The organism is Chryseobacterium sp. GW821-FHT04C04, from assembly GCF_059420365.1.
The window spans coordinates 730,496-744,170 of the sequence record NZ_JBWKTO010000002.1 but is presented as its reverse complement, the minus strand read 5'-3'; the positions used below and the strand labels follow the sequence as shown (position 1 = coordinate 744,170).

At 33.8% G+C, this 13,675-nt stretch carries 11 protein-coding genes; 7 read left to right on the top strand and 4 right to left on the bottom strand.

Features of this window, described 5'->3' with window-relative positions; translation table 11 throughout:
- Positions 1–16: 16 nt before the first annotated feature.
- Entirely contained in the window at positions 17–2,344 is a 2,328-nt protein-coding gene (locus tag AC07UM_RS09505; RefSeq protein WP_494682223.1) for a hypothetical protein, read from the top strand.
- A gap of 117 nt (positions 2,345–2,461) precedes the next feature.
- A complete protein-coding gene (locus tag AC07UM_RS09500; protein ID WP_494682222.1) occupies positions 2,462–4,810 on the top strand; it encodes an FG-GAP repeat domain-containing protein in 2,349 nt (782 codons plus the stop codon).
- Positions 4,811–5,037: 227 nt separating this feature from the next.
- Here AC07UM_RS09500 and AC07UM_RS09495 read toward each other — a convergent pair whose 3' ends face one another.
- Together AC07UM_RS09495 and AC07UM_RS09490 are read right to left on the bottom strand one after the other, a co-directional pair.
- The gene (locus AC07UM_RS09495; protein WP_034701927.1) at positions 5,038–5,373 is read right to left on the bottom strand and encodes a DUF3276 family protein; all 336 of its coding nucleotides are present in this window, start codon (positions 5,371–5,373) and stop codon (positions 5,038–5,040) included.
- A gap of 99 nt (positions 5,374–5,472) precedes the next feature.
- The gene (locus AC07UM_RS09490) at positions 5,473–7,134 is read right to left on the bottom strand and encodes an ABC transporter ATP-binding protein (protein WP_494682221.1); all 1,662 of its coding nucleotides are present in this window, start codon (positions 7,132–7,134) and stop codon (positions 5,473–5,475) included.
- Between the two features lie 90 nt (positions 7,135–7,224).
- Here AC07UM_RS09490 and AC07UM_RS09485 point away from each other — a divergent pair, with 90 nt between their 5' ends.
- The 4 genes from AC07UM_RS09485 to AC07UM_RS09470 all read left to right on the top strand — a co-directional run bounded on the left by AC07UM_RS09485 (position 7,225) and on the right by AC07UM_RS09470 (position 10,036).
- Positions 7,225–8,130, top strand: a complete 906-nt coding sequence (locus AC07UM_RS09485; protein ID WP_103232154.1) for a transcription antitermination protein NusB — start codon at positions 7,225–7,227, stop codon at positions 8,128–8,130.
- A gap of 1 nt (position 8,131) precedes the next feature.
- Positions 8,132–8,638 carry a DUF1573 domain-containing protein gene (locus AC07UM_RS09480; protein WP_494682220.1) on the top strand — a complete coding sequence of 169 codons (507 nt, stop codon included), beginning with the start codon at positions 8,132–8,134 and terminating at the stop codon, positions 8,636–8,638.
- Positions 8,639–8,648: 10 nt separating this feature from the next.
- Entirely contained in the window at positions 8,649–9,011 is a 363-nt protein-coding gene (gene yajC, locus AC07UM_RS09475; protein ID WP_494682219.1) for a preprotein translocase subunit YajC, read from the top strand.
- A gap of 290 nt (positions 9,012–9,301) precedes the next feature.
- A complete protein-coding gene (locus AC07UM_RS09470) occupies positions 9,302–10,036 on the top strand; it encodes an SDR family NAD(P)-dependent oxidoreductase (RefSeq protein WP_494682218.1) in 735 nt (244 codons plus the stop codon).
- Here AC07UM_RS09470 and AC07UM_RS09465 read toward each other — a convergent pair.
- A complete protein-coding gene (locus AC07UM_RS09465) occupies positions 10,033–10,344 on the bottom strand; it encodes a hypothetical protein (RefSeq protein ID WP_494682217.1) in 312 nt (103 codons plus the stop codon). The two genes, AC07UM_RS09470 and AC07UM_RS09465, sit on opposite strands and share 4 nt — an antisense overlap.
- A 555-nt stretch (positions 10,345–10,899) precedes the next feature.
- Between AC07UM_RS09465 and AC07UM_RS09460 the strand changes: the two genes are divergently transcribed.
- On the top strand, positions 10,900–11,745 hold the full coding sequence (locus tag AC07UM_RS09460; RefSeq protein WP_494682216.1) for a mechanosensitive ion channel family protein: 846 nt from the start codon (positions 10,900–10,902) through the stop codon (positions 11,743–11,745).
- Between the two features lie 54 nt (positions 11,746–11,799).
- On the opposite strand, the gene ligD is transcribed toward AC07UM_RS09460, so the two are convergent.
- Complete coding sequence (ligD, locus tag AC07UM_RS09455; RefSeq protein WP_494682215.1) at positions 11,800–13,671, bottom strand: DNA ligase D; 1,872 nt, start codon at positions 13,669–13,671, stop codon at positions 11,800–11,802.
- Positions 13,672–13,675: the final 4 nt, after the last annotated feature.

Genomic DNA, 13,675 nt, shown 5'->3' with positions numbered 1-13,675 from the left:
AATCAAAACTATCAACATGAAAAAACTCTTCACAATTTTCGTTTTATTATTTGTCTTAAAATCCTATTCCCAATCCTATTATAAAAATATTTTTGATGAGAAGCATTATGATACATCATTAGGTAATTCAGACAGTCCTGATCAGGCTGAGTTTTCTTGGGGAGTGCCTGCACATATGGAAGCATTACTATTAATGTATGAAAAAACACATGATGTAAAATATGCTAAAAACTTAATAAGATGCATAGGGAATGTGATTGATAGGAGAGATGATCTTAGAGAACAGACACCAAGTTTAGGTTTAAGCAATATTTCTGATTATAGAGATAGTATTGGTCCTGTATGGTCAACAAATCGTTATAATTTGATTGCAAATGATGGAAAACCTTATGGTCATTTAGCTCACAGTGCTAATATAACCTACCCAATGGCTAAGTTCGCAGCTATGGTTAAAAATGATACTACTGTTCAAAATATATTGTATCAATCAGGTGGACGTTATAATGGTATGACTTTTAAAAATATTGCTGATGATCTTAAACAAAAGGTAAAAGAAACGCTTAAGTATCATAAAGATCAATGGCATGAGGAGCCATATCCTAATTCTAATGATAGTATAGGGTATTATAAAGAAAGAGATTCTATTAATGTTAATAGCAACCCTCCATTAAAGTATAAGGGTGAAATTTTACCGTTTAATATGCAAAGCTCTATGGGAAGGGTTTTGGTACAAATGTACAGGGCGACAGATGACCAGAGCTATCTTAAAAAACTTAATAAAGTTGCTAATTTCTTAAAATTGAATACTTCCGTTAATAACAATCTAGGGTCATATACTTGGAAATACTGGAATCTTTTCGACTTACGTGATGATATATCCCATGCAGGTTTGACTGTAAGTTTTCCATATGAATGCTTTAAGTATAATATAAAAAAGAACAACAATGATTCTCTTTATACATCCTTAGATATGAAGAGATATGTTAATAGTTTTACAAAAGATATTTATCAGAAACCTCTATCTATACATGATGCAGTGAATTATAACGGTTTAAAATGGAATATTAAATATCATACTATAAATGATCTTCCTCCAGGTAATAATACCAATTATGATGCATATGTTTCCTACATGTGGCTATATCTATCCTCGGAATATGATAAAAAAATATATCAGACAATTGCAGACTTACAGGCTGCAAAAAATTATTATGATCATATAGATGTAGAAGGGTCATCTTTGACATTGGCACTTTTAGCAAATTATGAAAACTTTATTGTACCTGTGAATACTTATCATTTGTGGGGTGAAGATTCTGATTGGAGAGGCGTTGCAAAGGGTAATTTTGATGGAGATAGCGATGATGAGTTTGTAATGATTAGAAATTTTGATGGAATGATGGGGACTATGGAGCCTTATGGTAAGGGTTTCCAGCCTGTTACAAACAGTAGGGTTAATACCGGACCTTATAATTGGAAAGGATTGGCTGCAGGTGATTTTTTTGGAGATAATAAAAGCGAGATTATTGCATTGAGTAATCATGCTGATTTTAATGATAATGGTTTTTATATTTTTAAAATTGAAAATAACCAAATCATTGAGCAATCAAAATTTACAGGTTTTGGTGCACAATCAGATTGGGTAGGAATAACTGCTGGAAATTTTATCAGTGGAGGAAAAACTGATTTTATTGCTGTCAGAAATTACAACAAGGAAGTAAGAGTATATAAATTTAATGGTACTAATCCTGAATTGGTGTATTTTAATCAGCTCAATCTGCCTGCAAATTCTAAAATTAAAGCGGTTGCAGCCGGTAATCTTGATAATATTGGTAAAGATGAAATTGTATTACTGATTGATGCTGATGATTATATGCAAAATGGTGTATATGTTTATAGTATTGATGATAATGGAGTAATGACACTGATTGATAGGTCTATAGGATTTGGTTCAGCTTCAGATTGGAAGGGGCTGGCTGTTGGAAATCTTGACGGTATTGCAGGGGATGAGATTATTGCCCATAGAAATTTTGATGGAAATTATAAAATTTTTAAACTGAAAGAATTAAACGGAATTAAATTTTTAGATGATATAGGAATTGAAAGTTTTCCGGTTTTGCAAACACAAGACAATGTAATGTGTTTCGGAAATTTCGATTCTAGCTCTCAGAATGATGAACTGGTTACGCTTAGAAAAGATGGAGGTATTGTAATGTTTTCTGCAGCAAAAGTTATCAAAAGCAACTCTAATCCTAATCCAAATAATAAGAGCTCAGATCCTTGTGAAAATGAACTGCCAAGTGAATTGTTCAGTTTCCTAAATCCTGTTCGTTTTCAAAATTAATAATTGAAAATATATCAGTTTTGAAATATATTTGACGCATTATGTGGGAAAATTTTACTTAATTAACTCAACGATGAGAAATAATTCTATTTAATTGATCTCAAAAAACTAATTAATATGAAAAACCTTTTTACAATTATTATTTTATTATTTGCAGTAAAATCTTATTCTCAATCGAATCCCCAGTCCTATTATAAACGTTTGTTCGATACCAGGGGACTCGACTTGTGGGATGGCAATTCAACCAGTTCGAACCAACTTGAGTTTGCCTGGGCGGTGCCCGCTCATATGGAAGCATTGGTTTTGATGTATGAAAAGACAAAAGAGCCTAAATATGCCAAAACCTTAATAGAATGTATAGGTAACACTATTGACAGAAGGGATGATCTTAGAGGTCAGATACCGGGTTTAAGTCAAATTTCTGATTATAGAGATAGTATAGGTCCTGCTTGGTCGAATAATCATTATAATATACCAAAAATGGATTCGGGAGCAACCTATCCTCATCTGGTGCATAGTGCTAATATATTATATCCTATGGCTAAGTTTGCAGCAATAGTTAAAGATGATGATAGTATTAAAAATATAAAATATACTTCACCAGGTCGCTATTTTGATAAAACATTTAATGCTATTGCAGATGATCTTATACAGAAGATAAAAGAAACACTTGTCTATCATAATGATCAATGGCACACCGAGCCTAATTCTAATCCTAATAATATTATAGGTTATTATAAAGAGCGAAATGATAATCCACCGGTAAATTATGCAGGAGTAATTCTACCATTTAATATGCAAAGTTCTGTTGGAAGAGTGCTAGTGCAGATGTATAGGGCAACACATGAGAATAATTACCTTATCCAGATTAATCAAATAGCAAATTTTATAAAATCAAATACACAACTTAATTCCAGTTTAGGATCTAATGTCTGGACGTATTGGAAACACGATGACTTACGCGAAGATATTTCCCATGCTGATTTGACAGCAGCGTTTCCGTATGAATGTAATAAGTATGGTATTTCAATCAATGGAAGTCCTGTTTATAACAATGCTGCTATAGACGCCTATACTAAAACGTTGACAAAAGATATTTATATCTCTCCTTTACATATAAAAAATGGGGTTAATTATAATGGTGAGAATTGGAATATCAAGTATGATACTAATACCTCTGATCCTACTGTGGCTATTAGATATGGTACTTATACAGCTTATTTATGGCTCTACTTATCTCAATACGATGATAAAACACTATATCAAATAGTTTCAGATTTACAGGCTGCCAAAAATTATTACAGTAATATAACGGTATTTGATTCTTCTATCACATGGGCTCTTTTATCAAATTTTGAAAATTTAGTTGTACCTGTTAATACAGATCATGAGTATGGAGAAGATTCTGATTGGAGGGGAGTTGCAAGTGGTGATTTTAATGGGGATAGCAAAGAAGAATTTGTTGTCATAAGAAATTTTGATGGTTTGATACAGACTTTGGAACCGCACGATAGAGGTTTTCAAACGGTCACCAGCAATAAAGTATATGGTGGTTTAAATAATAACTGGAAAGGATTGGCAGCAGGTAATTTTTTCGGAGATAATAAGAGCGAAATCATAGCTTTGAATGATCATGCAGATGCAAATGAAAATGGTATTTATGTTTTGAAAATTGAAAACGGAAACATTGTTGAGCATACGAAGTATACAGGATGGGGGGCTCAATCAGAATGGGTTGGTGTTGTTGCCGGAAATTTTATCAGCGGAGGAAAAGATGATGTTATTACCGTAAGAAATTTTAATAAAGAGGTTAGAGTGAATAAATTTGTTGACACAGATATGCAATCAGTGTATGTAAATACGCTTAATCTGCCTGCAAGTTCTAAAATCAAAGCTGTAGCATCTGGTGATCTTGATCATGATGGTAAGGATGAATTAGTATTGCTTGTTGATGCAGATGATAATAATGCTATATACAATGGTATCCATGTTTATCGTGTAAGTGATAGTGGTGTTCTCACAAAAATTACCGAATTTACCAATTGGGGGGCTGCTTCAGACTGGAAAGGATTGGCAGTTGGAGATATTGATGCAGATGGTAAAGCTGAAATTATTGCTCATAGAAACTTTGACGGAAATTATAGATTGTTTAAATTAAATGGAAATACTTTATCGGGGGGTACTTTTGAGAAGTTTCCTATTAAACAAACTGAAGGTAATGTAATGTGCTTCGGAAATTTTGATCCAAGCACCAAGAATGAAGAACTGGCTACTCTTAGAAAAGACGGCGGTATTGTTATGTTTTCTGCTGCGAATGTTACAAACAATGTAATTAACATGAATAACAGAAATGCTGATCCTTGTAAAAATGAGATACCAGACGTGTTATTCAGTTTCCTGAAAACAGAATCCTTCAATAAGGCGGATTTAAAAGAAATAGTCTCTGTAAAACGAGAAAATCAATAATAAAAACTTTATAATATAATTGATTTATTATAATATCAATAGGAACGGGCTTTAGCCCGTTTTTTTATGTTCAAATAATCAACGGCTTTAGCTTAAACTTTAAAAGCTAATGAGAAATGCAGCTGATCCAAATGGGAGAAATTTTGGATTAGTTATTTGAAATATTTTGATTGTAAGGCATAAAAAAAGCATCTTTTTCAGATGCTTGTGTTTTTAGATATTCTTTTTTAAACTTCGTCGTCAGAATCAATTGTGAATGATTTGCTTTTGAAGTCTTTGTCGTGTTTTTCTGAAATTACATCCTCACCTTTTTCATTAATGATGAAATCTGTGGACTCATTAAACATCTCCTGAAAACTCTTAAAATCTTCCTTATAAAGGTAAATTTTATGCTTCTCGAATGTAGCTTCCCCATTCTCTCCGAAATTCTTCTTACTCTCAGTGATTGTAAGATAATAATCTCCTGCTTTCGTCTCGCGCACATCAAAGAAATAAGTTCTTCTCCCTGCTTTTAACACCTTCGTGAAAATCTCATTTTCATGGCGTTCCTTGTATTCACTCATTGTTAGATATTTTTTAATCTTGTTAAGAACAAATATAAAAGAATTCTTTTAATCACAAAATTTTTTTTATGATTTATTTAACAATTGAGAACGAAATGGCTAAGCAGTTACAGAATTGGCAATTTCAGTTAGGTTGATGATTTGATCAGCTTTTTGAGCGCTAGACTCTCTGTGTGTGATGATTATGGAGGTAGCATTACTGATTTTTTTATCAATATTTTCAAGAATATTTTGCTCTGTTTCAGTGTCTAAAGCAGATAGAGAATCATCAAAAATAATGATATTTGGGTCTTTAATTAAGGCTCTTGCAATACAAATTCTTTGTTTCTGTCCCCCTGAAAGCATCACCCCCCGTTCACCTACAAGTGTTTTATATTGATCTTTAAACTCTACAATATTTTTGTGAACATCGGCAATATTGGCATACTCTAATACTTTCTCATGAGACGGATTATCAATGGCAAAACCAATGTTATGTTCGATAGAATCAGAGAATAAATAGCTCTCCTGAGGTATATATCCGATAAAGTTTCTGTAGTTTTCCAGATTATGATCTTTCAGGTTTTTACCGTCAATCAAAATCTCTCCTTCACTGGGATCTATCAATCTGCATAAAAGCAGTGCAATCGTTGATTTTCCGCTTCCGGTTTTACCCATAATTGCTAAAGATTCTCCAGCTTTAACTTTAAAACTTAAATTATCCAACGCTTTGATTCCGGTATTGGGATATACGTAGGAAACATTTCTAAATTCTATATCTCCTTTTATAGGATAGTTTTCAAAATTAGTATTAACGATCTCAGATTTTTTATCCATGAATTCATTGATCCTTTGCATGGATGCTTCGGCTCTCTGGTTCACAGATGTTACCCATCCTACCATAGAGAATGGGAAAATCAGGGTGTTGATATACATGAAAAAATCTGCAATTTTACCGATGCTTAATTCACCGGCAATATATTTGGAACCCCCAATCAAAATTACAGCAACATTCAATAACCCGATTACAAAGAGAATAATGGTGAAGAAATAAGCTTCAGTTTTTGCCAGATCTAATGCTTTATTCTGATAGTCGGTGACTTTGATCCCGTAGTTTTTCCCAATATATTTCTCTCTGGCGAAAAACTTTACCACACGGATTCCTGAAAAACTATCCTGAACAAAAGTTGAGATCGCAGACTGGCTTTTTTGCATGATCTTCGACTTTTTGTTAATGATTGAACTCACTTTATAAATAGCAAAAGATAAAATCGGAAGAGGCAGCAAAGTCCATAACGTCATGGATGCATCTGTTTTTACCATATAAATCGCCGTAATCACCACAAGAACAATCAGGTTGGCCACATACATGACACCAGGACCAAGATACATTCTTACTGCAACAACATCCTCACTCAATCTGTTCATTAAATCTCCGATGGTAGTCTGTTTGTAATCCGTTAAAGATAAATCCTGATAATGTCTGTAGATTCTATTTTTAAGTTCATATTCTATCCTTCTCGAGGCAACAATGATGGTTTGCCTCATCATAAAGGTGAAAAATCCGGTCAGAAGAGAACATCCTACAATAATTCCTACATAGATCAAAACTTGGTTATTGAAGCCAATGTTTCCACTTTTTGTAAGCTCATCCACCGATTTTCCTACAAACTGGACCTTATATATATTGAAGAAATTACTGGCAATGATAAATAGTACCCCCCAAAAAAGTAGTATTTTGTGTTTCCAAAAATAAGGGTTTAAGGTTTTTAACGCTTTCATATAGTTTGACAAAATTACAAAAATGTCATCACACTACGAATTCGTCAATTTTAAATTTTGTATCTTTGCACCCATAAAAAAGCTCTTTGAATGTTAGGAAGACGACAAATCCGTGAAAAAGTAGTACAGTCAGTGTATTCATACTACCAAAATCCTGTAAAATTTGATGTTTTAGAGAAAAACATGTTTGCCGGGATAGAAAAAATCTATTATCTATACATCTATCAGCTCAATTTTTTGGTAGCTCTGAAAGAATTGGCAGAACATCAGATCGAAATTGGTAAGAATAAATATCTTAAAACTGATGCTGATATTAATCCTAACCAAAAATTCATCAATAACCAGGTATTGCTTAAACTGGAAGAAAACCCTGAAAGATTATTTTTTACAGGTCAGCATAAACAGTTGAAATGGGATATGCATGATGATTTATTGGTAAAAACTTTCCAGAGAATTACTGCCGGAAAACGTTATCAGGATTTCATGAAAGAAGATGGATACTCTTTTGAAGAAGATCAGAAATTTATCGGTAAATTATTTTTAAGATATATTGCTGAGAATGAGGATTTTCATGATTATTTAGGAGATAAGGAACTTTCATGGTACGATGATATTCACATTGCCAACTCAATGGTACAGAAAACAATCGGTTTCCTAAGAGAAGATGAAGAAAGCAGAACTTTAATCAAAATGATTAAAGATGAAGAGGATAAAACATTCGCTGCAAAATTGTTGAGAGATACCCTGAACAACTGGGAAACCAATGAAAAGAAATTGGAAGAAAGACTTGAGAACTGGGATATTGAAAGAGTTTCTTTAATGGATAAAGTAATTTTATCCACATCTATTTCAGAACTTGATAATTTTGCCTTCACCCCTTCAAGAGTTATTATTAATGAATATATTGAAATTGCAAAAGTATTTGCTACAGACCGTTCCAATATCTTCATCAATGGTATTTTAGATAAATATTGTAAAGATCAAAATAGAATATAAAATGAAAAAGACGTTATCAATTATCGCCTTGTCTATTATAGGCTTTGGGTTAGTTTCATGTAAAAAAGAAAACAAGGAAACTCAAAGTACTGATACTGCAACTACTGATTCTGCGGCTGTTGCGGCTCCAGTAATCACTGATTCTGCAGCAACACCTGCGACAAGTGAAGCAGCTGCTCCGGTTTCGAACGAACCGTCTACTTCTGTTGCTTTATCTGAAAACAGCTTCGATTTTGGAAAAATCAAAAAAGGAGACAAAGTAGAGCACATATATGAAGTTACCAATACTGGGAAAAACCCTTTAATTATTTCTGAAGTTAAGCCGGGATGCGGATGTACAGCTCCTGATTTCACAAAAGAACCGATTATGCCGGGTAAAAAAGGAAAAGTTACATTGCACTTTGATTCTTCAAGCTTTGACGGAAACGTTCAGAAATATGCAGATGTTTTTGCAAACGTAGAAAAATCTCCAATCAGATTAACGTTCACAGCGAACATTCAACCATAATAATTACTATATGTTGACATTATTTTTACAGGCACAAGGTGGATCTTCACTGATGATGCCGATCATGATGGGGGTGATGTTCGTCGGATTTTATTTCCTGATGATCAGACCTCAGATGAGAAAACAGAAGCAGGAGAAAAGTTTTCAGGAAAACCTTAAAGTAGGAACCAGAGTAGTCCTTACATCAGGTCTTCACGGAAGAATTGCTCAGGTTCAGGATGACGGTTTTGTTATCGAAACATTATCCGGGAAACTGAAATTCGAAAAAGCGGCGATTTCAAGAGAAATGACAGAATCCCGTTTTGGAGATAAAGCGAAATCTGCTGATAAAGCAGATGACAAAAAAGAAACAGTAACTGAAGAAAAAAAATAATTCAGTCTGAAGATATTTAGCTGCGGCGGGTGAACGAAGTTCACCCGCCGCAGCTTTTTTATTGATAATATTTTGATCTATAATTATAGAGCTGGTTACTATTTTTCAGTAGTGAAATTATTATCCTGAATACAGTGCGGAAGTCAGCAAACTTAGTTCAAAAAAAGAGTTAAGAGTCTCATAAATCATATTTCTTTTCTCAATAATTAATAATATGCTGGGAACCTTTATGCCCATTTGTGAAAACAATTAGTGAGAGTAGTGTTTAATAAAAAAATTATCTTTGTCATATGAGTCAAAACACCAACAAAACAGTTCTTATTCTGGGGGCCAATTCTGATGTAGCAAAACAATGTATCAGGCAATATCTTGAAAAGGGATTTTCAGTGATCGCAGCTTCCAGAAATACAACTGCTTTGGAAGACTTTATTAATTCAAATAATCTGGACCGTTCAAGAGTATCTGTTTTATCTTTTGATGCTGCAGATTTTGATTCCCATCCTACATTCTATGCTGATCTACCCGTAAAACCTCATATTGTAGTGTATGCTGCAGGATTTTTAGTAGATAATCAAAAAGCTTTGACTGATTTCAAAGGGGCAAAACAGATGATGGAGGTCAATTATATGGGTGGAGTATCTATCCTGAGCATTATTGCAATGGATAAAAGCAATACAAACCTGGAAAGGATTATTGGTCTTTCTTCCTTGTCCGGAGTCAGAGGAAGAAAAAGTAATTTTGTGTACGGAAGTACAAAGTCTGCGTTTACTCAGTTCTTAGCTGGATTAAGACAGGAGATTGCTTCCCGGAAAATAATTGTGAATGCCTTAGTGATAGGCTATATCAGAACAAAGATCAATGAAGGATTGGAACTGAATGAATCCTTGATCATGGAGCCTGATTATGTGGCGAAATTTATTGTCAACGCAGGAAATTCTTTTACCATTGTTCCGAATTTTAAATGGAAGATAATTTATATTATTTTGAAATTACTGCCCGAAGGGTTGGTGGCAAAATTGCCTTAATCCCGTTGTTTAGAATGTTTTTGAACAAAATCTCTGAAAGTATAATAATCAGATCCTTCAAAAGCAGATGATGTAAAGATGATATTGATTTTGTTTTGCAGGAGGTTCAGAATAAGATAGTCGCCGACAATTTTATAATTTATTTTATCCCAAGTAGAACCTGTTATATTGGTCGGTTTCTGAATGACTATAGATTCTTCATTAAGAATAATAAAGCTTCTTTTTTCATTCTGTTGTTTCAATTCACTGATGCGTTTTTCAATCAATTGGTAGGTCTGTTTTTTTGATTTAAAATAAAGTACACTCAAGAAGAAAATGTATCCGAAACACAAAAATCCAAGGAATTTGAATGTGTAGGGAATGATACTTTTATCAAAAAATTTTATAGGCAAAAAGCCAATTAATAAAAAGAATAGGGTACAAGCACCTAATATTTTTAATTGAAGAAAGTGTTTCTTCCATCTGTATTGAAAGAAAAATTTTTGGCTCTCTCTTTCTCTGTTTTCATTAAAAATAATTTCAAATTGAATAGATTTTTCCATCATTTCCTTATAAAAAGATTGTTATCAAAAATATATAATTAATTGATAAAATATTAATTCCGGAATAATAGAACTTCGGTATCGTTTTTGTAATTCTATGACCTGAAAATTATTTCTTTCTGTAAGATTCAATTTCTGAATGATTATTGAGAAGCTGAAACAATCTGTTCTGCTGTTAATCTATTTTAATCTATAATATCATTTGCTTTCACTTTTGAAGTGTAAGGTCAATTTTATTTTAGACAGATAGTAGTCAATTTCATTTTTTTAATCCAACAGAAATCAATATCTCATCGATATAAATAGTAAACACAGTATAAAATGAACGATTTAGAATTGAATAAAATTCAACAGCACTGGGACACTTTAATCTCTTCAGCAATTTCATGGGCACCGAGAATTTTTACGGCGGTTATTTCTGCATTACTGATTTATCTTATCGGATCATGGATGATACGAATGATCAAGAAACTAGTTGCGAAAGGTTTCAGAAAACGTAATATGGAAGCCTCTTTACAGCATTTTCTTTTAAATATTATCAACTGGGGGCTTAATATTCTTCTCTTTATTGTGGTGGTTACTCAGCTAGGAGTACAGACTTCTGCATTTGTTGCAATGATTGGTGCCGCTGGTTTGGCTATAGGTCTTGCATTGCAGGGATCACTGACGAATTTCGCAGGGGGAATCCTTATTTTATTGCTGAAACCTTTTAAGATAGGCGACTTTATTTCTACTAATAGCGGAGTTTCAGGAACAGTACAGGCCATAGACATTTTTCATACAAAACTGGTTACCCCGCAAAACCATTTGATCGTTATTCCAAATGGGGTGGTTTCAAACAACAGTATTACCAATTTTACCCAATTAGGAACCCGTAGAACATCATTGGATATCGGGGTTGCCTATGATGCTGACCTTAAGCAGACCAAGGAAATTTTGATGAACGTCATAAGAAGCAATCAATATGCTCTTACAACACCAGCGCCACAGGTAATGGTTACTGAGCTTGGGGATAGTGCTGTCAATTTATCAATAAGAGTAAGTGCTTCTACTGAAAACTTTTGGGCGATGAACGAGGAACTAATCATAGATTGTAAAGAAGCTCTTGATAAAGCAGGGGTTGGAATTCCTTTTCCACAACGGGATATTCATGTTTATAATCAATAGTTATATTTAATTTTTTTAAGAAACTCCTACATTTACAATGATGTTGGAGTTTTTTTAATCAATATTTTGCAGCAGTTCCAGAGCCTTCATCATGTCAATTCCCTTACCCAAAACTGGTTTGAACAAATCTCCTTTCTCTTTGATCCTTTCCAGAGCATTATTAATATTAAAATCAGTAGGTTTCAATCCGGGTTTTAATTCATTCCAATCCAACGGCATAGAAACTGAAGCACCTTGTTTAGGTCTTAAGCTGTAGGCACTTGCAAGGGTTTGTCCTATTCTGTTTTGAAGATAATCGAGATAGATTTTTTTATGATCTCTTTTTTGAAGGCTTCGTTCTAAAGTAGTGATCTTAGGAAGTTTGTCATTGACCAGTTTCATAAGAATATGGGCAAAATCTTTTACCTGATCAAAATCATAATGAGCTCCCATGGGAATATAAATATGAATTCCTGTACTTCCGGAAGTTTTGCAATATCCTTTTACTTTAATTGTTTTTAAAACCTCATTCACTTGAAGTGCTGTTTCAATTACCTCATCGAATGTATTCTTGGTAGATGGATCAAGATCTAAAACCAAATAATCAGGATGCTCAAGATCTGGTAAAGAACTGTTCCAGGGGTTGAGGTCTATACAGCCTAAATTATTCAGGTAGGCTAGAGTTGCTTTATCATTGCAATACATATAATCGATGTATTTATCATTGGATTCAGAATAGACCTGTGTGGTTTTTATCCAGTCCGGAATATGATCTCCAGCATCTTTCTGATAAAAGCTCTGTTCTTCAATTCCATTCGGAAAGCGGTTGAGGGAAAGCGGACGGTTTTTTAAATGAGGCAGAATATAAGCAGCTACTGATTGATAATAATCAATGACATCTCCTTTAGTAATACTGTCTTTGGGGAAATAAATTTTATCCTGATTCGTCAGTTTTACCATATGTTTGTCCAAAGTGATCTCTTTTTCTGTCTCAGAAACTTCAGTTTTTTTTGATGATGCTTTCGTTTTCATTTCTTTAGATTTTTCGGTGAAGGATGAATCTTTGATCTCTTTAAGGTCTTTGTCTTCTCGTAACCCTATAAAAACAGGATGTCTGAAGATTCCATCCCGTGTAATTTCAGAATATTTTATTTCACAGATCAGCTCAGGCTTCGTCCATGTTACCGGCATATTGGTCTTTGGAATAATTTCAAATGGAGGTGATTTTACAGCCATTTTCTGAAGTTTCTGGTAGAGCTCTTTTAAAGAAGCATTATTGAAACCTGTTCCCGTATGTCCGCAGTAAGTAAGCTTTCCATTCAAATATTTTCCTAATATCAGAGCACCGAAACTTTTTCGTGAACCTCTGGGTTCTGTGAAACCACAGATAATAACCTCTTCCGTATTGGAAAATTTGATTTTAAGCCAGTCACTGGTTCTGTGATTTTCTATATATAGGCTTTCTGCCCGTTTTGCAATCATGCCTTCCAATTGCATTTTTTTCATCTGTGAAAAAAAATCAATACCCTTTTCCGGAATATGATCACAATATTTAATACGATCAGTTTCTGTCAGAGCCTCTTTCAAAAGTTCCTTTCGCTGAATAAGGGGAAGATTTTCGGTAGAATGGCCATTCAGCCATAAAAGGTCAAAAACATGATACACAAGCGCGGCGTCCGGATGATCCCCAATTTGTTGCAAAAACTGGAAATTTGGTTTCCCTTGTTCGTCATATGCTACAACTTCACCATCCAGAATCATGTGATGTTGTTGTTTTTCGAATTCTAGTGCTATTTTTTCGAATTTTGATAAAAAGGAAATTCCATTCCGGGAATAGAAGAGAGGAGTATCATGACTTAAGTCGGCGATAGCCCTATAACCGTCCCATTTTATTTCAAAAACCCAGTCTTTACCATTGAAGGCTTCTTCGGAAAGTTTAGCCAGCATAGGT

Bases quoted from the DNA above. Each gene is read 5' to 3' on its own strand.
- AC07UM_RS09505 (WP_494682223.1), top strand. From the start codon at position 17: ATGAAAAAACTCTTCACAATTTTCGTTTTATTATTTGTCTTAAAATCC.
- AC07UM_RS09500 (WP_494682222.1), top strand. From the start codon at position 2,462: ATGAAAAACCTTTTTACAATTATTATTTTATTATTTGCAGTAAAATCT.
- AC07UM_RS09495 (WP_034701927.1), bottom strand. From the start codon at position 5,373: ATGAGTGAATACAAGGAACGCCATGAAAATGAGATTTTCACGAAGGTG.
- AC07UM_RS09490 (WP_494682221.1), bottom strand. From the start codon at position 7,134: ATGAAAGCGTTAAAAACCTTAAACCCTTATTTTTGGAAACACAAAATA.
- AC07UM_RS09485 (WP_103232154.1), top strand. From the start codon at position 7,225: ATGTTAGGAAGACGACAAATCCGTGAAAAAGTAGTACAGTCAGTGTAT.
- AC07UM_RS09480 (WP_494682220.1), top strand. From the start codon at position 8,132: ATGAAAAAGACGTTATCAATTATCGCCTTGTCTATTATAGGCTTTGGG.
- yajC (WP_494682219.1), top strand. From the start codon at position 8,649: ATGTTGACATTATTTTTACAGGCACAAGGTGGATCTTCACTGATGATG.
- AC07UM_RS09470 (WP_494682218.1), top strand. From the start codon at position 9,302: ATGAGTCAAAACACCAACAAAACAGTTCTTATTCTGGGGGCCAATTCT.
- AC07UM_RS09460 (WP_494682216.1), top strand. From the start codon at position 10,900: ATGAACGATTTAGAATTGAATAAAATTCAACAGCACTGGGACACTTTA.
- ligD (WP_494682215.1), bottom strand. From the start codon at position 13,671: ATGCTGGCTAAACTTTCCGAAGAAGCCTTCAATGGTAAAGACTGGGTT.